Source organism: Flavobacterium ovatum (genome assembly GCF_040703125.1).
Classification (GTDB): domain Bacteria; phylum Bacteroidota; class Bacteroidia; order Flavobacteriales; family Flavobacteriaceae; genus Flavobacterium; species Flavobacterium ovatum.
Window position 1 is genome coordinate 93,133 of sequence record NZ_CP160035.1, and the last position, 25,848, is coordinate 118,980.

Consider the following 25,848-nt stretch of genomic DNA (forward strand, 5'->3'; position numbering starts at 1 on the left):
AATATAAATACTTTTTGAGGTCAGTAGTTACGAACATATAATTTTAGATTTATATATTTTTTCTGACACGACTATTATTACTATCAGATTAGTAAAGATGCTGTTTTTGCTTTGAGAACGATTAATTTGACAGCAAAATTCATCAAGATACCTGTTTGTATTAAAATTACTTACAGATGAATATGTTGCTCTAATCCATGATTTTACTTGATAAATCATGGTGTGCAATGCCATAAAATTCATGCCTTTGTTACTTTCTATTTGTGTGATATTATAATCCTCAAATAGAGAACGATAACCTTTCCATTTATCTGTGGTTATTTTGCAGTTTTCCCTTATCTGTTAATTCTACTGCCGTTACAACCTTTTTTTTCTTACAGTCAGAACTCCTTCCTACTTTACCTTTTTCCTTTCCACCAATAAAAAATTCATCAATATGAACGATCCCGTACATGGGATAATTCTCATTAGATTTCATCGCTTCTCTAACTTTGTACATAAATAAATGTGCTATTTTTTCTGTAACTCCAAAGCGAACTCCCATGTAACTAGCAGATAAACTTTTGGTAGTAGTTGACATCTCAAAACATATAAAAAAAGCCTTCCGTAAGCCAAACTTAACCTTATGAAATAAAGTATTTGCAGCTGCGGTTTCTGCATGGCTACAAATATTACAAGTTCTCGAAAAATCCTTTCGGATTTGACTCTTTGTGTGCTTACACTTTAAACAAATGAAACCTGTTTCCCACTTGAAATTTGCCAAATATTCCTTGCAGTTTTAAACCGTTCAGCGAACTCTAGAAGGTTTTGTCCTGTAAATAAATCCATAATTCCTTTATTTTATAGACTTCTAAGACATGAAGATATCTACTGAACTCAAAACACTTTAAAACGGACTACTCTAAAATGTAAATAATTTCCAGAGGTTTTTAAATACTTGATAGTATAGCATTTCCAATATTAGGATTATTAAAGTTTAAAAAACACATCCTCTACCTCTACTATATCCGACGCTCCACTTTTGCCTCCATATTATAATTCTACAGTGAATTAGCATGAAACACGCTCCGTATTTTTACTTACTTTTTTAATTACCACCTGCACAACAACCCGTAAATATACTGAAGATAAAGACTTTACATTTTTCGAATTTTGCATAATTAAATTCGACCCCTTTTGAAAACCAAATTAATCCTACTACTAACTAGTGCGTTCTTTATACTTAACGCTAGTGCAACTTTCGCACAGTACAGTAACCCTACTGCCCCTGTAGTGGGTACTACAAGTGATTTTTTATTATTTACTTCAGCAGGGGCAATTACCAATTCAGGAACTAAATCTATATACGCTGGAAATGTAGGAACTAATGGCGGTGCCCTCAGTGGATTCGAAACCTTAGAAACACAACCTTACGGTTTATTCCAGTCTACTACTAAAACAAGCCAATGCGCATCGGATTTGGCATTACTTTACAATGACTTAAGCAACCGAACGGCTGACTTAGGCTCTGCTGCAGCGCATGAATACGGAGGAACAACTATTACACCTGGTATTTATCATAATACAGGAGCCATAGCAGTGACAGGAGATCTTACTTTAGACGGTGGAGGAGATCCGGATGCACGTTTTATCATTAGGTCAGGTGGTGCCTTTACAACGGGTGCCAATTCTAAAATTATTTTAACGAATGGTACGGAAGCTAAAAATGTATTTTGGGTAATTGACGGAGCTGTTGCTATAGCCGCAAATGTAGAAGCAAAAGGAACTTTTATTAATACTGCGGCTATAAGTCTAGGCGCAAGCTGCAAATTAGAGGGAGGGATTTTGACTACTGCCGGAGCTATAACCACATTGGACAACATGTCCTTAGCTTCACCATTTATGTTTCTAAAAGAAAACCAAACAATCACTATTGGGACTACTCCAGCTGATTTACTTTTGACTGGTAATAGTAATCCAATTGTAAAATGGGAAACTGACACGAACAGTGATTTTACAAACCCCATAAAAATTGATCAAAACTCGGCTACCCTTTTAGGCTCTTGTATAGGCCCACTTAGCACTACCACATATTTCAGAGTTGTAGTCTTGATTGACGGCATAAATGTTAATTCTAATACTGTAGAAATCAAAATTATTCCACAATCAACAGGACCTGATCTGGGAGCTACAGCTTCTTTTGTTCTATTTTCACAAGCTGGTGATATTACTAGTGCAGCAGGAACTTCCACAAATGATGCGCTTTTAGGTACAAATGCAGGAACTTTTGCGGGAACCGGAACCTTTACAAGACCCGCTTTATTGCATACACAAGACTCCTCGACACAAGCTTGTAAAGATCGCTTACAGCCCTTATTTGATTCCATAAAAGCTATTCCTACCACAAATAGTCATGCTGCCGCTTTGGGTGCAGGTGAAACATTAACTCCGGGAATCTATCAGATTGCTAGTGCTTCGACTTTAGGAGGAACTCTTACCTTAAACGGACAAGGAGATGCAAATTCATTATTTGTTATTAAAATAACAGGAGCATTATCATTTGCAGCGTCTAGTAAAATAATATTAACCAATGGTGTTATTGCATCCAATATATTTTGGAATATTGATGGTGCTTTAGATATCGGTGCGTCTTCTGAAGCGCGAGGCAACTTCATCTGTCTAGCGGGAGCAATCACTATTGGAAATAACTGTATAGTAGAGGGACGAATTTTCACGATTGCTGGCGCTATAGGATTACAAAACTGTAAATTGTCAATGCCTGTTGTTGCTAGCTCAAATCAGACTATTTCTTTAGGTTCATCTCCAACAGATTTAACACTTATAGGATATATAGATGAAGTTGTAAAATGGGAAAAATCTACAGATAGTACATTTTCAAATCCTACTGCTATTCCTGCTTCTAATACTACAATACTTAGCAGTGAAAAAATGGGGAATATACCTGCTACAACTTATTTTAGAGCTATCGTAACAATAGGAAGCACTACAAAAAATTCTACCATTGCTACAATAACTATTGATCCAGCTACGATTCCTTTAATAGTTTCTTCAAATCAAGAATTTTGTTCTGCAACTCAACCTGAAAATCTAATTCTATCCGGAAGTAATGGATTGGTTATCAAATGGCAAAGTGCTACAGACTCTGATTTTACAACTCCAACGGATATTATAAACACGACAAATATCTTGAATGGAATAGAAATAGGCATTGTGTCTGTAACCACATTTTACAGAGCAGTAGTGCAAAACTGCTCCTACCCTATTAAATACGCTATTCCTGCAAAAGTTTCGATTGCAACGCTTACCACTTGGAACGGTACTTCATGGGACAATGGATTACCTTCAAGGTCTAAATCAATTGTTTTTACTGAAGATTATACTGCTAATGAAAATATTGACGCCTGTTCTGTTACCATTAATAATGGCGCAGTAGTGATCATTAATCCTGATTTTACCATGACAATAACTAATGGATTAACTGTTTCTGACGGATCCTTAACTTTTGAAAACAACTCTAGTTTAATTCAAATTAATGAAACTATTATAAACTCAGACAATATAACATACAAACGAGAATCTACTTCAGTTCGCAACTCAGATTACACCTACTGGTCCTCTCCTGTAGCAGGCCAGACTTTAGCTACGGCATTCTCGAATTCGCCTTCCAATAGAATTTATTCCTTTAATGCATTCTCAACTACACAAAATTGGAAAAAGGAACTAACATCCACAATTATGTCAATTGGAACTGGTTATATTGTACAAGGGCCTCAAACCAATAGCAGTACTACCACTAGCATCTATGAAACTAGTTTTTTGGGAAAACCAAACAACGGAATAATAGAGATACCGATTGGTCCCGAAGGCACCTCAAATCTTATAGGAAATCCATATCCTTCAGCTATTGATGCAGATACATTTTTGAATGTAAACTCGTCCATTTTAGAAGGCACTATTTATTTCTGGACACATGCAACCGCTATTCAATTAGCCAGCCAAATTTCAAACCCTGGCTCAGGAACTTATGCGTATACTTCTGATGATTATGCTTCCTATAATTTAACAGGAGGAGCCGGAGTCGCTGCCGTTTCTGATGGAATGATGACGATCCCATCAGGTAAAATTGCCGCAGGACAAGCCTTTTTTTCAACAAGCAAAACTAGTAATGCAAATGTTCAATTTAACAATAATATGCGTTTAGCCGGAGGTACATCAGGATCCAATAATTCTCAGTTTTTCAAAATTAATACTACCTCTAAAACTAAACTTTCAAAAGTTATTAAAAAAGATAGAATTTGGTTAAACTTAACTAATAGTCAAGGAGCTTTCAAGCAAACATTGATAGGATATATAACTGGAGCTACAAATGAATACAACGATAGTTATGATGGAGAAAGTTTTGACGGAAATAAATATGTAGATTTTTACAGCATAAAATCAAACAAAAATCTAGCAATTCAGGGTAAGACTTGGCCATTCGATACAAATGACGAAGTGCCTCTAGGGTTTAAAACTACAATTAACGGAAATTTCAAAATAAGTATTGATCACCTAGACGGATCATTCTTAAATCAATCCGTGTTTATAAAAGACAAACTAAATAGTATTATTTTTAATTTAAAAAACGGGGATTACATTTTCACAACAGCTGCAGGAACATTTAATGACCGTTTTATTTTGCTATACACAAATAAAAACTTAGGAACTAAAGATTTCAGTACCCAACAAGATACCGTTTTAGTTTCTAGTAAAAACAAACAGATAAACATTATTTCTACAGTTGAAACAATAGATAAAGTACTTATTTATGATGTATCAGGAAGAGAAATTTATCAAAAAAATAATATCAACGATACTGAATTATTAATACCTGATCTGGCTTCAAGTCACCAACCTATATTTATAAAAACAGTATTACAAAACAAAAAAGTAGTTAACACCAAAGTTTTATATTAAAAAACGATATAACAATTCAAACTTAATTCACTCTAAAATGCAGCGGAATTTCACATGTGTTAGAAATCATTTATAAAGACAATTCTTTTTATTTTAAAATATTTAAATTTCAGTAAGTTTTAAACGCTTAATATTATCTGATTTTCAGCATTAGGATTGTTCTGATTAAAAAAAACAAACCTTCAGATATATCCAAGACTTCCATTTCAAATAATATTATAATTCTAGAATAAGTTAAGCACAGAACCTTTTCCGTATTTTTACTTAATTGGTTCATTAAAATTTATCTAATAAAAGAGTAAATATACTGAAACTATTAAAATGGCATTAATCGATTTTTGTACGATTGCAAAATTAAAATTTTTGAATTTGGAAATAAAAATTAGTCCAAAAACAGGCCCTTCTTTTTACTATATTCTGCGTAGCATATACTACTACACTGCACCACAAAAGCTCTTCAAAGTAAAGAAAATCAAGCAACTTCTTATGGCAATGTAAAAATTATCCCTTCAGGGCTTAATCAAATTCCAATTGAATCAAAATTAACAAATACCATAATTCTAAAAGGAGGAGGAAATACCTACTCTATTTTATTTTATAAGAACAAAAAAAGGCATAGATAAAAACTAAGCTACCATTTATCGAAAAATATAACTAAAGCACTTAATTCATTTTAGATTTACTTGGTTATAAAAAATTAATATAACAATTATGAAAACAAAACTACATTTTTTAGCCATATGTTTAATTGTTCTACTGTTGCCAAATATAAATTTTGGTCAAAATTCCGTTACACCTAATTTAGGACCAGCGGCTTCTTTTGTATTGTTTACAAGTAATGGGATTGTTACAGGTGATGGATTAACACCTTTTACCGGTAATGTAGGGACCAATTCGGGAGCTATAGTAGGTTTCGCTAATTTGTCAGACCAATTATTTCATACTCAAGATGCATTAACGGCAGCTTGTGCTAATTATTTGCCTGAATTATTCAGCACCCTAAAAGCTATTCCTAAAACATTTGATTATGCAGCCACTTTTGCTGATGGAGAAATATTAGCTCCAGGAGTATATCAAACTCCAATTGCATCAACAATGGCTGGAACGATAACTCTTGACGGAGGAGGAGATAAAAATGCTGTTTTTATTTTCAAAATACCAGGAGCACTTGCATTAACTGCAGGAACAAATATCAAATTGACAAATGGAACTTCAGCTTCAAATGTTTTTTGGATCATGGATGGGGCCTTTGCAGCTGGAGCAAATTCAGTTTTAGCAGGTACTTTTATCTGTCAATCAGGAATTGTAGGCATTGGAGCTGGATGCACCTTAAGTGGTCATATCTTTAATCTTTCGGGGGCGGTAACAGTTACAAGTTCTAAATTAACTTTAACCAACTCAATGATATTGGGCGAAAGCCAATCGATAGCGCCAGGAACATTAGCCGCTAATTTAACGGTTACCGGAAATACTACGCCCATAATTAAATGGCAAAGTTCCTTAACTGCTGATTTTAATATCCCTACAGATATTGCCAATACAACCACTACATTAACGGGAGCTTCAATAGGAGTTTTATCATTATCAACCTATTACAGAGCGGTAACGACTTTAGATGGCGCTAATACAGGATCAAACGCAGCTAAGATTACAATTACAACACCTACAATCGCACCTAATTTAGGACCAGCGGCTTCTTTTGTATTGTTTACAAGTAATGGGATTGTTACAGGTGATGGATTAACACCTTTTACCGGTAATGTAGGGATCAATTCGGGAGCTATAGTAGGTTTCGCTAATTTGTCAGACCCATTATTTCATACTCAAGATGCATTAACGGCAGCTTGTGCTAATTATTTGCCTGAATTATTCAGCACCCTAAAAGCTATTCCTAAAACATTTGATCATGCAGCCGCTTTTGCTGATGGAGAAGTATTAGCTCCAGGAGTATATCAAACTCCCATTGCGTCAACAATGGGCGGAACGATAACTCTTGACGGCGGAGGAGATTCAAATGCTGTTTTTATTTTCAAAATACCAGGAGCACTTGCATTAACTGCAGGAACAAATATCAAATTAATAAATGGAACTTCAGCTTCAAATGTTTTTTGGGTTATAGATGGGGCTTTTGCAGCTGGTGCTGGCTCTAAATTAACAGGGACTTTTATATGTCAATCAGGAATTGTAGGCATTGGAGCTGGATGCACCTTAAGTGGTCATATCTTTAATCTTTCGGGGGCGGTAACAGTTACAAGTTCTAAATTAACTTTAACCAACTCAATGATATTGGGCGAAAGCCAATCGATAGCACCAGGAACATTAGCCGCTAATTTAACGGTTACCGGAAATACTACGCCCATAATTAAATGGCAAAGTTCCTTAACTGCTGATTTTAATATCCCTACAGATATTGCCAATACAACCACTACATTAACGGGAGCTTCAATAGGAGTTTTGTCATTATCAACCTATTACAGAGCGGTAACGACTTTAGATGGCGCTAATACAGGATCAAACGCAGCTAAGATTACAATTACAACACCTACAATCGCACCTAATTTAGGACCAGCGGCTTCTTTTGTATTGTTTACAAGTAATGGGATTGTTACAGGTGATGGATTAACACCTTTTACCGGTAATGTAGGGACCAATTCGGGAGCTATAGTAGGTTTCGCTAATTTGTCAGACCCATTATTTCATACTCAAGATGCATTAACGGCAGCTTGTGCTAATTATTTGCCTGAATTATTCAGCACCCTAAAAGCTATTCCTAAAACATTTGATCATGCAGCCGCTTTTGCTGATGGAGAAATATTAGCTCCAGGAGTATATCAAACTCCAATTGCATCAACAATGGCTGGAACGATAACTCTTGACGGAGGAGGAGATAAAAATGCTGTTTTTATTTTCAAAATACCAGGAGCACTTGCATTAACTGCAGGAACAAATATCAAATTGACAAATGGAACTTCAGCTTCAAATGTTTTTTGGATCATGGATGGGGCCTTTGCAGCTGGAGCAAATTCAGTTTTAGCAGGTACTTTTATCTGTCAATCAGGAATTGTAGGCATTGGAGCTGGATGCACCTTAAGTGGTCATATCTTTAATCTTTCGGGGGCGGTAACAGTTACAAGTTCTAAATTAACTTTAACCAACTCAATGATATTGGGCGAAAGCCAATCGATAGCACCAGGAACATTAGCCGCTAATTTAACGGTTACCGGAAATACTACGCCCATAATTAAATGGCAAAGTTCCTTAACTGCTGATTTTAACATCCCTACAGATATTGCCAATACAACCACTACATTAACGGGAGCTTCAATAGGAGTTTTGTCATTATCAACCTATTACAGAGCGGTAACGACTTTGGATGGCGCTAATACAGGATCAAACGCAGCTAAGATTACAATTACAACACCTACAATCGCACCTAATTTAGGACCAGCGGCTTCTTTTGTATTGTTTACAAGTAATGGGATTGTTACAGGTGATGGATTAACACCTTTTACCGGTAATGTAGGGACAAATTCGGGAGCTATAGTAGGTTTCGCTAATTTGTCAGACCCATTATTTCATACTCAAGATGCATTAACGGCAGCTTGTGCTAATTATTTGCCTGAATTATTCAGCACCCTAAAAGCTATTCCTAAAACATTTGATCATGCAGCCGCTTTTGCTGATGGAGAAGTATTAGCTCCAGGAGTATATCAAACTCCAATTGCATCAACAATGGCTGGAACGATAACTCTTGACGGCGGAGGAGATTCAAATGCTGTTTTTATTTTCAAAATACCAGGAGCACTTGCATTAACTGCAGGAACAAATATCAAATTAATAAATGGAACTTCAGCTTCAAATGTTTTTTGGATCATGGATGGGGCATTAGCCGTTGGTGCTGGCTCTAAATTAACAGGGACTTTTATATCTCAGTTAGGAATAGTAGGAATTGGAGCTGGATGTAGCGTCAATGGTCACGTATTTACTTTAGCCGGAGCAATAACGGTAACAAATACAAAGTTGAATTTAACGAACGCCATGCTATTGAGTGCAGGTCAAACAATAGCTGTTAATGAAATACCTGCAGACTTGATAATAACAGGAAACACTTCTCCTATTATAAAGTGGCAAAGTTCCTTAACTGCAGATTTTAATAATCCTATAGATATTCCCCATTATTCCGCAAAATTATGCGGCTCCTGCATTGGAGTACTAGATATCTCAACCTATTTTAGAGCAGTAACTCTAATCGATGGAGCAGTAACAAGTTCTAATATTGTAAAAATAACCACTTCAAACGCTACTATTGTACCTAATTTAGGGCCTGCAGAAACTTTTTTACTATTTACTTCAGCTGGAGCGATTGCAAATGCTGGAACCTCTACTTTTACTGGTAATATTGGTACGAATGCTGGAATTATAAGCGGCTTCTCAAATATGTCAGACCCTAAATTACACACACAAGATAACTTGACGGCTAGTTGTGCCAATTACATATTTGAACTATTTAGTAATGTCAAAGCAATTCCAACAACGAATTCAACTCACCCTCCCGCTTTTGGAGGAGGAGAAACAGTTACAGCTGGTGTCTATCAAATTGCAATAGCTTCAACAATGGCAGGTGTATTGACATTAGATGCTGAAAACAATCCAAATGCAGTATTTGTATTTAAGATTAATGGAGCATTAGCATTAGCAGCTGGAGCAGAAATTAAATTGTCAAATGGAGCTTCAGCGTCAAATGTATTTTGGAATATAAACGGTGCATTCAGTGCTGGCGCAAATGCAATTCTAAAAGGAACATTCATTTGTGAAAATGGCATCATTAGTCTAGGCGCTAATTGTACATTAGATGGCCATGCTTACACCAATTTTGGCGCCGTAACTTTATCTAATAGCTCATTAACAGCTGTTGCTAATACAAATAGTATAATTGTCTCTGCCAATCAAAATATAGCCGTAGGAACAATTCCTGCAAATTTAACGCTAACAGGGAACACATCTTCCGTGCTGAAATGGGAAAAATCTTCAGACGCTATATTTACAAACCCAATATCTATTACTAACACAACTACAACACTTACTGGATCAGAAATAGGAGAAGTAACTACTAGTACCTATTTTAGAGCAGTCGTTGCAAGTGGCATCACAACTATATATTCAACAACTGTTGTAATTAAAATTATTCAAAACACAATTCCCGGAATAATATCTGCTAATCAAAATATTCTTGTTGGTGATTTCCCTAAAAACATTACAATAAGTGAAAATAATGGTCCAGTTTCAAAATGGCAAAAATCAACAACTCTTAATTTTACAAACCCAATAGACATTAGCAGCAACTATGCCTTATTACAAGGGTTCGAAATTGGAATTCCTACTGAAACAACTTATATTCGAGCAATAGTGCAAAACTGTATCAGTACAGTTAGTTATACTAATGTACTTACCATTTCAATAGGAACCATATTTGCTAATAAAGCAACTATTGAACCAATTAATGGAGCTGCTGGTAAAACCAACGTAGTAAATGTTTTAACCAACGCCACTTTAAATGGATCAGCGCTTACTATTGATCTAATTAATTTAACAACGGTTACTCCTAATGATAATTTAATATTAAATGCTGACGGGTCTCTAGATGTGGTTCCAAATACTCCAGCTGGTACTTATACGTTAACTTATCAAATTTGTGAAAAACTAAATGCAACCAATTGTGACCAAGCAGAAGTAGTCGTAGAAGTTTTCAGAAAATCACCCGACTTTACTCCAACAGTAGATATTGATAGTTTAGTATTTTCGGCTGACGAATCAACAAAAGATTTTGTTGTAAATATATCTGAAATTCAAGAAGGACTATCAGACGGGCAAGTAGTTCTTAAGATCTCAAAACAATCTGCATTTACTATTACCTTTGGAGCTACGGCAAGCACTTCAAATGCGATTGGGGGTATTCCAGTTAATAATAATGATTGGTTACTAACTGAAAATTCATTATTTATTACAATGACATTAAAATCATCAGTTATAATTGGAATAAATACATTTTCAGCTATTGGTTTTACAATAAAACGTAAACCAAATATACCAACTCAAACTTCGCAACCAATTACAATTACAATTGTAAATGGTTCAGGATCGGATAGTCAGGCTTACAATAACACTTACAGTACTGTTATTGAAGCTCAATAATTATCATTATATTTAAAACTACTATAAAAAATGACATTACTAAACTATAAGAACATGAATAATCTAAATAAATTAATAGTGTTATTTTTTACTGTATTTATGTTTTTAACGAAAGGATATTCACAAAACAACGCAGATCCAGGAATTGGAATATTAATGAGTCCTGCAAGTGTGTTACAAGGCTCTACAGGAACGTTGACTGTTAATGTTGGTAATTATGGTAACGGAACTATAGTTGAAAACTCATTACGAGTTACTATTACCGTTGGTGCCTATGCTGAAATTAAAGGAATTGCATCAAAAAGTGACTCCCGGTGGAGCCAATTGAGTTTAACAACTGGCTCTGGCAACACAATAAAATTAACAAATTCAGGAGGACATTTTGATTCATTTGAACTTGGAGATATTTTGCTTACTGTAGCAGCTAATATGGTGAGTAGTCCCGATGTGATTTTAGGAAATATTGTATATATTACAGCTTACAATCCTAAATTATGTGACGGTTGTGCTTCTCCTCTACTCAATGTTTCACAAGGAAATGCAAGTAATTCAAATGATAACTCAACAACGAGTTTGGCTGTGAATTGAGATCAATATCTACAACTGAACCTTGGTAGACGGCAACTTAATACTCCCATTTTTAATTTAAAAAAAGGGAATTACATTTTCACAACAGCTACAGGAACATTTAATGACCGTTTTGTTTTGTTATATACAAATAAAAGCTTGGGAACCAAAGATTTCAGTACCCAACAAGATACCGTTTTAGTTTCTAGTAAAAACAAACAGATAAACATTATTTCTACAGTTGAAACAAGAGACAAAGTACTTATTTATGATGTATCAGGAAGAGAAATTTATCAAAAAATCAATATCAACGATACTGAATTATTAATACCTGATCTGGCTTCAAATCACCAACCCATATTTATAAAAACAGTATTACAGAATAAAAAAGTAGTCAGTACTAAAGTTTTATATTAAAAATATCGAAATAAAAAATAATTTAAATTTATTCTAAAAGCTGTAAAGTTAGTACCTGCAGCTTTTTTTATTTTATATAAACCGTGATTTTTACCCAAGAATTACGAACTTTGATAATTATAAAACATTCAATAAATGAACTTACAAATAGAAACTCCTGCCCTATTATTCTCTGCCACTTCCTTAATACTATTAGCGTATACTAATCGCTTTCTAACTGTTGCTACCATTATAAGAAGCCTTAAAGACACCTATGAGAAAGAAGAGAGTAACACCATTTTATTAGAAATAAAAAACCTTAATTTACGATTAACACTTATTCGTTATATGCAGTTATTTGGTGTATGCAGTTTATTTTTATCTGTATTTGCAATGTTACTTTTATTTATTAATCAACAAGAAACAGCGCTCTACTTTTTCGGATTTAGTTTATTAGGACTTTTAATTTCATTGGGACTTTCCTTTTGGGAGATTAACATTTCGGTTGAAGCACTACGGGTACATTTAAGTGGCATCATAAAAAACAATTCCATTGATTAAACCTTTTTTATATTTCAGCATCCTATAAAGCAACCAATTAACCAAACTGTTCTATAAAAAAGACGATTTCATTTTTTTTATTAAAACAGAACTATTAACCTGAAATCTAAAACAATTATGAATCGTAATTCACTTTGGTCGCTACGCTTAGGTTTTTCCAACAAACAAGCTCTCGCAATTGAAAAATCAGGAATCAAACAGTTCTTGGAGCAATCTTTCCAAGTACCGTTCGACAAATCCATTCCAAGCCTTCTAGACAGTAGTCCGAAAAGCTATACAGATTTACGAGAATTACGTAAAAAAGCTAAAGATGGAGGTCCAGAAGTATTAAGAGAAATCCAAAAAGAAGGCATCGATACCAACACCGCGATGAAATCTTGGTGGATTAATAAAATGATGACTGATGAATTTCCTTTAAAAGAAAAAATGGTTTGCTTTTGGCAAAATCATTATGTTGCCACGTATCAAAAAGTAAAAGTTAATTATTGGGTTTTTCAACACAATCAAATCATTCGAGAAAATGCTTTTGGTAATTTTAGAGAGTTGACTAAGCAAATTGTACAGTCCAATGCTGTGGTACGTTACTTAGACAATACCGACAATAAAAAAGGAAAAATAAACGAGAACTTGAGTCGGGAATTGTTAGAGCTTTTCACCATTGGAATTGGTAATTACACCGAAGAAGACGTCCAAAACGGAGCAAAAGGATTGGCAGGATTGAATGTTGGAGAACAAAAAGCAGTCTATCGCAAACCCGAAATGGACAATGATCCAATCACTTACTTTGGTCAAAAGGGAGTTTTTAAAATTGACGAGATGGTCGACATCATTTTCAAACAAAAAAGCATGCCTTATTTTGCAACACGCAAAATACTAAAATGGTTTATTTACGATGAACCAAGTGAAAAACTAGTTACTTATTATGGAGATTATTTCAGGTCGGTAGATTTTGAAATCAAACCTTTATTGATGAAAATTTTCACAGAAGAGTTTGATAAAAACACAGCGGGTTCCAAAATTAAGAACCCATTAGAATACAGTTTACAATTAATTTCTGAGTTAAACATCGAAATAAAAAACAATAATTTTTTAGCTTTTTTCCTAAGGCAACAAAATATGGATTTATTCAATCAACCCAATGTAAAAGGATGGGATGGCGGAAGATCATGGCTTACTTCACAAGTTTATTTGCAACGCAACAATCTGTCGTACATGTTAACTAATGGAAAAGTATTGAATCAGAAAATATTAAAAGACAATTCTAAAATGGATAGTTCGAAAACCAAAGAGCAACAGGTTCGTCTAGACTGGAATAAAGGCAACAACAAGCAAATTATAAGTCAGTTGTCTGATAGACTTTTGTTTCAAGTGGAAGAAAACACTCAAAAAGATTTTGAATCTATTCTAAAATATGATTTTGATGAAAATGCAAAAAATGCAGATCAAGCCGTTTTGAGATTATTCAATACCATGATAAAACTACCTGAATTTCAATTAATTTAAAACCATCATCATGAACAGAAGAAATTTTTTAGCCTTAACGGGAACTTTCACTGGTGGTTCATTGCTCCTACCTGATTTTCTACATGCTTTTGGCACGCAACAAAACTTAATTATTGGAGACCAAAGTGTGGTTTTTGTACAACTAAATGGAGGAAATGACGGGCTGAACACTTTTATACCGTTTGAAGATCCTAACTATTATTTTTTACGTCCAAAAATTGCCCTTTCAAAAGATGAAGTTGTGGGTGGTAATAAGGGAATGGCATTTCATCCTGCATTAAAAGGATTTGCTCAAATGCAACAAAACGGAGATTTATCAGTATTGCAAAATGTAGGGTATCCAGAACCCAATCGTTCTCACTTTCGCTCTCAAGAAATATGGCAAACTGCCTCATCTTCAAATCAATACATCAATGAAGGTTGGCTCGGCCGTTATTTAGACTTACAGTGTAAAGAACACAACCCTATTGCCGGGATAAATATTGACAGCACAGACAATTTATCGTTAAAAGGTAAAGAACCAAATTCTATAACCGTAAAAGACCCTACTCGATTTAAAATCAAAAAAGACAAAGAAGATAATGCTCAATTATCAAAAAATCCTTCTTTAGATTTTGTTCGAAAAATTGCCGACTCCGTAATTGAAGGTTCTGATGAAATTCAAAAAGCATTAGCTAAATCAACCACAGAAGCTAGTTATCCGAAATCAGGTTTAGGTAAAAATCTAGAATGGATTGCTCGTTTAGTAAAAGGAAACTTAAATTCGAAAGTATATTATACTTCTCTAAACGGTTTTGACACACATGACAATCAATTGCCTACACATAAAAATAAACTCACGGAGTTGAATGATTCTATTTATAGTTTTTACGAAGATTTAAAGCAAGCTAATTTACTCCAAAATGTGACTGTAGTAGTGTTTTCTGAATTTGGTCGCCGTGTTAAAGACAACAAAAATGGAACAGATCACGGAAAAGCAGCTCCAATGTTTATCATTGGCGGTAATAATAAAGGAAATGTGCTTGGAAATAATCCTAACCTAACCGATTTAGATAATGGAGATTTAAAATATGAAATTGACTTTAGAAGTGTTTATGCTTCTATTTTACAACAAAAACTGAATTTTGATTACACGAAAATTGGTATTAAAAACAAACCATTGAACGGTATATTCTAAAAAAAAAACGATTGTTAACCTAATAACAAAACCCCTATCTTTACCCTGTAATTAAAATAAAAATGTTTAAAAATAGTGTATTAAAAGGGGTTTTCTTAGTTGGATCTGGAGCCATAAGCTATGGTGTTCTAGCCACATTTGTTAAAATGGCTTACCAAGAAGGATACACCACCGCAGAAATTACTACATCTCAATTCATTTTAGGAATCATAGGATTACTTTTAATTAATGGGTTTCAAAAAAGCAGAAATAAAAATCAAACTTTAAAAACATCCAAGAAAAACATTTTCCAATTAATGTTAGCGGGAACTTCCATGGGGTTTACAACCATCTTTTATTACCTATCAGTCAAATATGTACCTGTTTCGATTGGAATTATTCTATTAATGCAAACGGTATGGATGGGTGTTATTTTAGAAATGATTTTGACAAAAAAACTTCCTTCTCCTAAAAGAACAATCTCAGTTTTAATAGTTTTATTAGGAACACTATTAGCCACAAATCTAATAAATACATCAATAGCACTCAATTGGATAGGGATAGTTTTTGGATTACTAGCAGCTACCTCATTTACTATAACAATGTTTACCGCCAATAGTGTTGCCACTTCTATTTCAACAGTGCAACGCAGTTTATATATGCTTCTTGGAGGCGCAGTAATCATATTTGTATTCGCGCTTTATAATCAAAATACATCCTTCCAATTTAATGTTTTTTTTAAATGGGGTTTAGTATTATCTTTTTTTGGTACAATTATACCGCCACTACTTATGAATGCAGGCTTTCCGCTTACAGGTATTGGCCTAGGAAGTATTGTCTCTTCTATAGAATTACCCGTTTCTGTATTAATGGCTTATTTCCTTTTAAATGAAAAAGTTGTACCTTCACAATGGATGGGAATTCTACTCATTATTATGGCTGTCATATTGATGAATGTCAACAAAAAAACTTAAAATATCCTGTTTTAGTAAAAACAAACGCCCAAAAGACCAACTATAACCTAAAATCTAATAATTTTTATAAAAAAAATGATCGTTTCACTACAACCAATTATAATTTTCATTAATATTGGTATATAAATAGAATAATCTAAATAATCATTAAAAACCAATTTGAATTAATTTTCACGTGATGAAAAAGAGTAGCCGCAAAGAACTGAACTGGGAACAAACAGAAAAACTTGTTACATTAGCTCTAGAAGAGAAAAATCCTTTTGAAATTATCAAAAAGGAATTTGGTCTAGAAGAAAAAGATGTTTTGGAAATCATGAAGAAAAAGATGCCTCTTGAAAAATTTGAAATGTGGAAGAAAAAAGCAACTGCAAATAAACCAAAACCAAAACAAATTAAAATTGATGATTTTGACGAAGATTTGGATGGGAAATATTATATAAAAAACAAATTAGATTAATAATTTTAGCCAAAGCACTCCAAACAGGAGTGCTTTTTTTTAACCAGTAGTAAAATACACATTCCTAACTATTGGTAAAAGAAATATCTTGAAAATGAAAAAAATATTCTTAATCCTTACAGCTACTACTTTGTTCTGGAGTTGTAAAACTGCTATTACTAATCAATACTCAAAACAAGAAATACAAGTCAACATTAATCTTAAAGATATTAAAGATGACAAAGTATTAGTAACCCTTACTCCTCCAAAAATAACAATAGAAGAGATCGTTTTTTCTTTACCAAAAATAATCCCTGGCACTTATTCTATCGATAATTACGGGAAATATATTGACGGATTTAAGGCTTATGATAAAAATGGAAATCAATTAGCTGTTACCAAAACTGATGACAATTCATGGTCTATTAAAAACGCAAAGTCGTTAACTAAAATTAGCTATCTAGTAAACGATACTTTTGACACTGAAGAAGGAACTGAGTTTGGAGAAGGTGACATATTTTCGCCGGCGGGTTCAAATATTCTAGCAAACAAAAACATCATGTTAAACACGCATTGTTTTGTTGGATATTTTTCAAATTTGATGACTACACCTTATCGAATCCAAATTTCTCACCCAGCAAAATTATGGGGATCAACCTCAATGATAGACCTAGACGCTAGTGACACTAGTGATACTTTCATTACATCAAAATATTCAGAATTAGTCGAAAATCCTATCATGTATGCAAAACCTAATTTCACTACTTTCACTGTGGATGGAATGGAAATACTAATAAGTGTCTATTCTCCCACTGGAAAAATAACAGCAGAGAGTATTACGCCAAGCATGAAAAGCATGATGACTGCTCAAAAAAAGTTTTTAGGTAACACAAACAGTACTAAAAAATATTCTGTTTTACTTTATTTATCTGATATTAAAACTAAAGACGCACACGGTTTTGGAGCTTTAGAACACCCTACTTCTACCACAGTGGTATTTCCAGAAGTTATGCCAGTAGATCAATTAATTAACCAAATGAAAGATGTGGTTTCACATGAATTTTTTCACATTGTAACCCCCTTAACTATTCATTCAAAAGAAATTCAATTTTTTGATTATAATGCTCCAAAAATGTCGCAGCACCTCTGGATGTACGAAGGAGTAACGGAATATTTCGCTAATCTATTCCAAATCAATCAAGGTTTAATTACTGAAAAGGAGTTTTTCTCCCGAATAGCCGAAAAAATAGAGCGTGCTAAAACTTTAAATGACAACATGCCATTTACAACCATGAGTGCAAATGTCCTTGTAAGCCCATATAAAGAACAATACTTAAATGTTTATGAAAAAGGGACACTTATAGCCATGTGTATAGATATTATTATAAGAGAAAAGAGCAATGGAGAAAGAGGAATTTTAGATTTAATGCAAAAATTATCTAAAGAATACGGTATTACAAAGCCATTCAACGACGACGAGCTTTTTGATAAAATTACAGAACTAACCTATCCTGAAGTTGGTAATTTCTTGAAAACGCATGTATCAGGTCCTACTCCTATATCCTATAATGATTATTTATCCAGAGTTGGAGTTATTCCAACAATCGAAAAAGTAGTGGCTCCAATATTCATGAAAGGTCAATCCCCGTATATCAATATAATTCCAGAAACCAAAGAAATCATAGTACTTCCTGGTATTGAATTAAATGAATTCTTTACAAAGTTAAACCTTAGAGGAGAGGACATTATAGTAGGTATAAACAACACAGCCTACAACCTCGATAATATTTATGACCTACTAGACAAAAGTCAAACCTGGGAACAAAACGACACTATTACCTTAAAAATAAAACGTAATGGGAAAGAACAAATCATAACGGGAAAAGTAAATCTACCTTACGAAGACGGAGAAACATTCAAAACAACAAATACGAATAAAGAAAAATTGAAAAATTCTTGGTTAAAAGAGTAAAAGGAAAAAAAAACTTATTAAAAAATAAAATTAGAAGAAATACAATACATGAAAAAAATAATATTAACAATTACCTCAGTACTAGTTCTTGCAGCTTGTGCTAAAAAAGAAAGCAGTGACAATTTACAAATCACAGGAAACATTAAAGGTCTAAAGAATGGTACACTTTATATACAACGATACAATGATAGCGCATTAGTAATAATTGACACCATTAACATAGATGGTAAATCAAATTTTGAAAGTAGTATCAATATCGATTCTCCAGAAATGTTGTATCTCTATTTAGATAGAGGTGTTACAAACTCTCTTGATAATAATATCTTATTCTTTGCCGAACCAGGCAAAATTAATATCCAAACTGAATTAGATTCTTACTTATCATCTGCAAAAATTACTGGCTCCAAAAACCAGGAAATATATGAGGAATACAAAAAACTAGCATCTAAATTTAACGATGAAAATTTAGACTTAATAGAAGCGAAATTTTATGCTACTAAATTCCAAAATATCTCAAAACTAGACAGCATCAATAATAAAATTGAACAAAACACCAAACGTAGATACCTATATACGGCAAACTTTGCATTAAACCATAAAGACGCTGAGGCTAGTCCGTACATTGTTTTATCTGAGATTCATGATATAAATCTTAAATATTTAGATACAATCCAAAAAACAATGTCCAAAAAAGTAGGTCAATCGTTATACGGCAAAAAACTAACCAATTATGTTATCGAAATAAAAAATAAAAACAAATAATTACATTTTCTAACCTGCTCAATCAAGCAGGTTTTTTTTATAAAAAAAACTTAATGTAATTTTTAAAAAAAATTCTAGAAGTAAATCACTTTGAAGGCAAGAACCAAATGTATATTATAGCACAGAGGACAATTTTTGTTATGTTTACAATTATTACTATTTGACATAAACCGTTTTCCTATTCACAAATTCCATCATTCCATCTTTACCCAATTCGCGTCCATATCCAGATCTCTTTGTGCCTCCAAAGGGCAGTCGAGGGTCAGACTTAACCAATTCATTTATAAAATAAGCACCGTCGCTCACTTCATTGGCTAGTGCAATTGCCTTATCGATGTTTCGTGTACAAACGGTAACACCCAAACCATATTGTGAATTCTCAGAAAGCTCGAAAGCATGTGTTATATCTTTCGCTTTTATCATTGCGGCCAGAGGACCGAAGGTTTCTTGATCAAAAACATCCATTCCAGGAATAACATCTATTAAAACTGTAGGTTCATAGAAACATCCATTTTGACTTCCTCCCAACATTAATTTAGCGCCTTGTTTGATAGAATTCTTAACCTGTTTATCCAGTTGTTCGGCAAGATCAACACGTGCAAGCGGACCAGCGGTAGTATTATCATCCATGGGATCACCTGTTTTCAATCTTTTTACTGCTTCCGTAAACTTCTGAACAAATTCTTCGTAGATACCCTCCACAAGAATAAATCGCTTAGCAGCAATACAACTTTGTCCACAATTGAGCATGCGGGCTGTCAAAGCAATTTGAACACTTTTATCGATATCAGCATCTTCCCATACAATAAAAGCATTGCTACCCCCTAATTCTAGAACTGTTTTTTTAAGGTACCGACCAGCTATTTCTGCTACTGCAGAACCTGCTTTTTCACTTCCAGTCAGTGTCACTGCTTTAACACTATCATGTGAAATAATCGTTTCTATATCTTGGTGAGTAATGATTAAATTTTGAAATACATCTGCAGGAAAACCAGCTTTGGTAAATACTTCCTCTATTAATCCCCCACAACCTAGTACATTTGACGCGTGTTTTAACAAACCTACATTTCCAGCAGTTAGCGTCGGCGCAGCATAACGAAATACTTGCCAAAAAGGGAAGTTCCATGGCATAATCGCCAGAACAGCTCCAATTGGATCGTGTCTTACAAAACTTTTCGAAGCATCCGAATCTCTTATTTCATTCGCTAAAAAGGCATCCGCATTATCTCCGTAATAATCACAAACCCAAGCACACTTGGAAATCTCAGATCTAGATTCCACAATGGGCTTCCCCATTTCCATCGTAATCATTTGAGCATATTCTTCTATATTATCACGAAGCACTTGTCCCGCTCTTTTTATAAGTTGACAACGTTCACTAATTGGAACTTTTCGCCAAGATGTAAAAGCACTTAGGCTTTTATCCAACTTATAATTTAATTCTGTTTTAGTTAACACCGTATATTGACCAACTTCTTTATTGTTATAAGGATTTATACTTTTAAATTTCATAACGAGATATGTGATATAATTACTAAATTTACATTAATTGATGCAACTTAGACGAAAAGATAAGAAGATTTTTTTTCATACAGAAAGACACGAAGTTTTTTATTAAATAAAAATGGATCAAGACAAAAAGTTGTGGGGAAATATTTAAATAAGGATATTTGTATTTTAAAATCTTTTCCCAATGCAAGATTCTTTTAATGAGATCCTAAAATTATTACTACCTGAGATAATAATAAACTATTTTGAACTTACTTCTTATAAAAAGGAAAATGAAGCACTCCATCTTTATCTAAAAGAGATTAATTCACTACCAAAAGAATATCGTCAAAACAAATTAAGTTCAAAAGGATTCTTCGATGAAATAACAGTCCAGGATTTCCCTATCCGCGGTCATAAAGTATATCTTCATATCACTCGTAGAAGATGGCTTAATGAAGACACTGGTAAAGTTGTTTTTAGAGATTGGAATTTAGTAGCAGACGGAACTCGTGTAACACAGGAGTTTGCGTCTTTTTTAAAAGAGATCAATAGATTCTAGTCCAAATGATTGTAATACTATTGCTTCTTTCTATGGAGTTTCTGGTAGAAACCTCCAATGTCAATACAAAGACTTTTTAAGTGATTTTAAAGCTTGGGATCAAATAAAACATGCTAAAAAATGGCTTGTTTTTCCGCAAAACATTGGAAAGAACCTGTCAATAGATGAAACCTCCCTTTCAAATGGCGAACTCTATACTATTTTAACTAACAAATCTGGAAAAGGGAGAAAGGGAACTATTGTAGCTATGATTGCAGGAACTAAAGCCGATACAGTTATTGCAGTTATAGAAAAAATCGCTCTTAAACAACGAAATCTAGTTCAGGAAATAACTTTAGACATGGCGGGAAATATGAATTTGATTGCCAAAAAATGCTTTCCTAATGCAACTCGTGTCACAGATCGATTTCATGTTCAAAAACTAGCTACAGAGGCTTTACAGGAAATCAGGATTAAATATCGTTGGGAAGCTATCGATCAAGAAAATAATGCTATTGAAAAAGCAAAAAAAAGCAAATCTAATTTCGAATCTCAAATACTTTCAAATGGAGATACACTTAAGCAATTACTCGCTAGAAGTCGTTATTTCTTATACAAAAACAAATCAAGATGGACGCATAACCAAACGCAACGTGCCACTTTATTGTTTGAATTATATCCAGACATTTTAAAAGCATACGATTTAGCACAAGATTTGCGTACTATCTTTGAAAAAACAACTGACAAAATCATTGGGTTTGCAAAACTAGCCAAATGGCATGAAAAAGTAGATCAATCCGGATTCAAATCTTTCGGCACAATCTCTCGTACAATTACAAATCATTATCAGACCATATTAAATTATTTTGACAATAGAAGTACTAATGCCTCTGCAGAATCATTCAATGCCAAAATAAAAGCATTCAGATCAAAATTCAGAGGAGTTAGAAATATAGAATACTTCCTGTTTAGACTAACTAATATATGCTTAATTTGTTCCACTCCACAGGTTTTCGTTATGATCCATAAAAATAACATGTTTCTTCATATATGCTTAATTTGTTCCACTCCACAGGTTTTCGTTATGATCCAACAAGCCTTCGTTTTTTATCAAAACAGATATAAAGCAAAAAACCCTTATCCGATTAGGATAAGGGTTTTTAAAGATCCTGAAATAAATTCAGGATAAAGAAAGGCGACGACATACTCTCCCACATAACTGCAGTACCATCTGCGCAGGCGGGCTTAACTACTCTGTTCGGGATGGGAAGAGGTGAGCCCCGCCGCAATAACCACCTTAAGGTCGTTTTGCAATGGGTAAACTAGCTTTTAGCTAATCAACATTACATAATATCTTAACATACTGAGATAAAGAAAAAAGTATTTATTAGAAAGTTTCCCCAGTGCACTTTCGTGCACTGGAAAGGGTGTACATAAGCTTACGGATTATTAGTACTACTCGACTATGACATTACTGCCTTTACATCTATAGCCTATCAACGTGGTCATCTCCCACGATCCTTAAAAGAAATCTCATCTTATGGTGGGTTTCGCGCTTATATGCTTTCAGCGCTTATCCCTTCCAAACGTAGCTACTCTGCGGTGCCACTGGCGTGACAACAGATACACTAGAGGTTTGTCCAATTCGGTCCTCTCGTACTAGAATCAGATCCATTCAAATTTCTTGCGCCCACAGTAGATAGAGACCGAACTGTCTCACGACGTTCTGAACCCAGCTCGCGTGCCACTTTAATGGGCGAACAGCCCAACCCTTGGGACCTTCTCCAGCCCCAGGATGTGACGAGCCGACATCGAGGTGCCAAACCCCCCCGTCGATATGAGCTCTTGGGGGAGATCAGCCTGTTATCCCCGGCGTACCTTTTATCCTTTGAGCGATGGCCCTTCCATGCGGAACCACCGGATCACTATGCTCTACTTTCGTACCTGATCGACCTGTATGTCTCTCAGTCAAGCTCCCTTATGCCATTGCACTCTACGCACGGTTACCAAGCGTACTGAGGGAACCTTTAGAAGCCTCCGTTACTCTTTTGGAGGCGACCACCCCAGTCAAACTACCCACCAAGCAATGTCCTCCGCATAGCGGAGTTAGGCTTCAGACAAACAAAGGGTTGTATTTCAACAATGACTCCACAACGCCTAGCGACGCCACTTCACAGTCTCCAACCTATCCTACACATCATTTGTCCAAAGTCAATACTAAGCTATAGTAAAGGTGCACAGGGTCTTTTCGTCCCACTGCGGGTAAACGGCATCTTCACCGTTACTACAATTTCACCGAGCTCATGGCTGAGACAGTGTCCAGATCGTTACACCATTCGTGCAGGTCGGAACTTACCCGACAAGGAATTTCGCTACCTTAGGACCGTTATAGTTACGGCCGCCGTTTACTGGGGCTTCATTTCAATGCTTCTTCTTGCGAATAACATCTCCACTTAACCTTCCAGCACCGGGCAGGTGTCAGGCCCTATACTTCATCTTACGATTTTGCAGAGCCCTGTGTTTTTGATAAACAGTCGCCTGGACCTCTTCACTGCGGCCAGCATTGCTGCTGGCGACCCTTCTCCCGAAGTTACGGGTCTATTTTGCCTAATTCCTTAGCCATGAATCTCTCGAGCACCTTAGAATTCTCATCTCGACTACCTGTGTCGGTTTGCGGTACGGGTACTATTAACCTGAAGTTTAGAGGTTTTTCTTGGAAGCCCTTAGGTGCACTATCTCTTTGTCCGAAGACGCCGAGTACTATCGTATTTCCCCAAGCCGCGTGGATTTGCCTGCGCAGCTTATAGGTAGGTACTTCAACGAACTATTCCGTCAGTTCGCGGCACTTTCATCACTCCGTCACCCCATCACAGTTAACAGTAGTACGGGAATATTAACCCGTTGTCCATCGACTGTCCCTTTCGGGTTCGCCTTAGGTCCCGACTAACCCACAGCTGATTAGCATAGCTGTGGAAACCTTAGTCTTTCGGTGTGCGGGTTTCTCGCCCGCATTATCGTTACTTATGCCTACATTTTCTTTTCTAACTAGTCCAGCATACCTTACGATACACCTTCAACCCTGTTAGAATGCTCCCCTACCACTTACAATAAATTGTAAATCCATAGCTTCGGTAATATACTTATGCCCGATTATTATCCATGCTCGTCCGCTCGACTAGTGAGCTGTTACGCACTCTTTAAATGAATGGCTGCTTCCAAGCCAACATCCTAGCTGTCTATGCAGACAAACCTCGTTCTTTCAACTTAGTATATATTTGGGGACCTTAGCTGATGGTCTGGGTTCTTTCCCTCTCGGACTTGGACCTTAGCACCCAAGCCCTCACTGTTAGTGAACATTATATAGCATTCGGAGTTTGTCAGGAATTGGTAGGCGGTGAAGCCCCCGCATCCAATCAGTAGCTCTACCTCTATATAACTTTATAACTAACGCTGCACCTAAATGCATTTCGGGGAGTACGAGCTATTTCCGAGTTTGATTGGCCTTTCACCCCTACCCACAGATCATCCCAAGACTTTTCAACGTCAACGGGTTCGGTCCTCCACTTTGGGTTAACAAAGCTTCAACCTGTCCATGGGTAGATCACACGGTTTCGCGTCTAACACTACTGACTAAAGCGCCCTATTCAGACTCGCTTTCGCTACGGATCCGTGGCTTAACCACTTATCCTTGCCAGCAACGTTAACTCGTAGGCTCATTATGCAAAAGGCACGCCGTCACCCCACGAAAGGGCTCCGACCGCTTGTAAGCGTATGGTTTCAGGATCTATTTCACTCCGTTATTCACGGTTCTTTTCACCTTTCCCTCACGGTACTGGTTCACTATCGGTCTCTCAGGAGTATTTAGCCTTAGCGGATGGTCCCGCCAAATTCAGACAGGATTTCTCGTGTCCCGCCCTACTCAGGATACCACTATCTATTATATTCATTACTTATACAGGGCTATCACCTTCTTTGGCTTTACTTTCCAGTAAATTCTAATTCTTCATACATAAAATGTCGTGGTCCTACAACCCCAACATTGCCGTAACAACATTGGTTTGGGCTAATCCGCGTTCGCTCGCCACTACTTACGGAATCACTTTTGTTTTCTTCTCCTCCGCCTACTTAGATGTTTCAGTTCAGCGGGTTTGCCCACCTATCGGTGTACTAGATCTTCAATCTAGTGGGTTGCCCCATTCAGGTATCTACGGATCAATCGGTGTGTGCCCGTCCCCGTAGCTTTTCGCAGCTTATCACGCCTTTCATCGCCTCTGAGAGCCAAGGCATCCCCCATACGCCCTTATTTTGCTTATTGTACCAATCTTAAAATTAATTAAGACCGTT

At 35.4% G+C, this 25,848-nt stretch carries 13 protein-coding genes, 2 rRNA genes and 2 pseudogenes; 13 read left to right on the forward strand and 4 right to left on the reverse strand.

Annotated elements, in window-relative coordinates; all coding sequences use genetic code 11:
- Positions 1–27: 27 nt before the first annotated feature.
- Positions 28–828 (reverse strand): annotated as a pseudogene (locus ABZP37_RS00365) (IS1595 family transposase).
- Positions 829–1,176: 348 nt separating this feature from the next.
- On the opposite strand from ABZP37_RS00365, the gene ABZP37_RS00370 reads away from it, so the two are divergent.
- The 11 genes from ABZP37_RS00370 to ABZP37_RS00420 all read left to right on the forward strand — a co-directional run bounded on the left by ABZP37_RS00370 (position 1,177) and on the right by ABZP37_RS00420 (position 19,475).
- A complete protein-coding gene (locus ABZP37_RS00370) occupies positions 1,177–4,956 on the forward strand; it encodes an ice-binding family protein (protein ID WP_366184713.1) in 3,780 nt (1,259 codons plus the stop codon).
- A 711-nt stretch (positions 4,957–5,667) separates the two neighbouring features.
- Positions 5,668–11,148: an ice-binding family protein gene (locus ABZP37_RS00375; RefSeq protein ID WP_366184715.1), complete on the forward strand. Its 5,481-nt coding sequence runs from the start codon at positions 5,668–5,670 to the stop codon at positions 11,146–11,148.
- A 54-nt stretch (positions 11,149–11,202) separates the two neighbouring features.
- Positions 11,203–11,736, forward strand: a complete 534-nt coding sequence (locus tag ABZP37_RS00380) for a hypothetical protein (protein ID WP_366184717.1) — start codon at positions 11,203–11,205, stop codon at positions 11,734–11,736.
- A 138-nt stretch (positions 11,737–11,874) separates the two neighbouring features.
- The gene (locus ABZP37_RS00385; protein ID WP_366184719.1) at positions 11,875–12,132 is read left to right on the forward strand and encodes a T9SS sorting signal type C domain-containing protein; all 258 of its coding nucleotides are present in this window, start codon (positions 11,875–11,877) and stop codon (positions 12,130–12,132) included.
- 135 nt (positions 12,133–12,267) lie between these two features.
- A complete protein-coding gene (locus tag ABZP37_RS00390; RefSeq protein WP_366184721.1) occupies positions 12,268–12,672 on the forward strand; it encodes a DUF2721 domain-containing protein in 405 nt (134 codons plus the stop codon).
- Positions 12,673–12,789: 117 nt separating this feature from the next.
- The gene (locus tag ABZP37_RS00395) at positions 12,790–14,175 is read left to right on the forward strand and encodes a DUF1800 domain-containing protein (RefSeq protein WP_366184722.1); all 1,386 of its coding nucleotides are present in this window, start codon (positions 12,790–12,792) and stop codon (positions 14,173–14,175) included.
- A 10-nt stretch (positions 14,176–14,185) separates the two neighbouring features.
- The gene (locus ABZP37_RS00400; RefSeq protein ID WP_366184723.1) at positions 14,186–15,352 is read left to right on the forward strand and encodes a DUF1501 domain-containing protein; all 1,167 of its coding nucleotides are present in this window, start codon (positions 14,186–14,188) and stop codon (positions 15,350–15,352) included.
- 62 nt (positions 15,353–15,414) lie between these two features.
- Positions 15,415–16,305: a DMT family transporter gene (locus ABZP37_RS00405; RefSeq protein ID WP_366184725.1), complete on the forward strand. Its 891-nt coding sequence runs from the start codon at positions 15,415–15,417 to the stop codon at positions 16,303–16,305.
- Positions 16,306–16,483: 178 nt separating this feature from the next.
- A complete protein-coding gene (locus ABZP37_RS00410) occupies positions 16,484–16,762 on the forward strand; it encodes a DUF2805 domain-containing protein (protein ID WP_366184727.1) in 279 nt (92 codons plus the stop codon).
- Positions 16,763–16,856: 94 nt separating this feature from the next.
- A complete protein-coding gene (locus ABZP37_RS00415; protein WP_366184729.1) occupies positions 16,857–18,713 on the forward strand; it encodes a peptidase M61 in 1,857 nt (618 codons plus the stop codon).
- Between the two features lie 48 nt (positions 18,714–18,761).
- Entirely contained in the window at positions 18,762–19,475 is a 714-nt protein-coding gene (locus ABZP37_RS00420; protein WP_366184730.1) for a DUF4369 domain-containing protein, read from the forward strand.
- Between the two features lie 156 nt (positions 19,476–19,631).
- Here ABZP37_RS00420 and ABZP37_RS00425 read toward each other — a convergent pair whose 3' ends face one another.
- Positions 19,632–20,987: an NAD-dependent succinate-semialdehyde dehydrogenase gene (locus ABZP37_RS00425; RefSeq protein WP_366184732.1), complete on the reverse strand. Its 1,356-nt coding sequence runs from the start codon at positions 20,985–20,987 to the stop codon at positions 19,632–19,634.
- Between the two features lie 181 nt (positions 20,988–21,168).
- Between ABZP37_RS00425 and ABZP37_RS00430 the strand changes: the two genes are divergently transcribed.
- Positions 21,169–21,525: a transposase gene (locus ABZP37_RS00430; RefSeq protein ID WP_366182372.1), complete on the forward strand. Its 357-nt coding sequence runs from the start codon at positions 21,169–21,171 to the stop codon at positions 21,523–21,525.
- A 19-nt stretch (positions 21,526–21,544) separates the two neighbouring features.
- A pseudogene (locus ABZP37_RS00435) lies at positions 21,545–22,489 on the forward strand (transposase); the annotation flags it as partial.
- Between the two features lie 205 nt (positions 22,490–22,694).
- On the opposite strand, the gene rrf reads toward ABZP37_RS00435, so the two are convergent.
- Together rrf and ABZP37_RS00445 are read right to left on the reverse strand one after the other, a co-directional pair.
- Positions 22,695–22,804 (reverse strand): 5S ribosomal RNA (gene rrf / locus ABZP37_RS00440).
- 129 nt (positions 22,805–22,933) lie between these two features.
- A 23S ribosomal RNA gene (locus ABZP37_RS00445) occupies positions 22,934–25,819 on the reverse strand.
- Between the last annotated feature and the right edge of the window lie 29 nt (positions 25,820–25,848).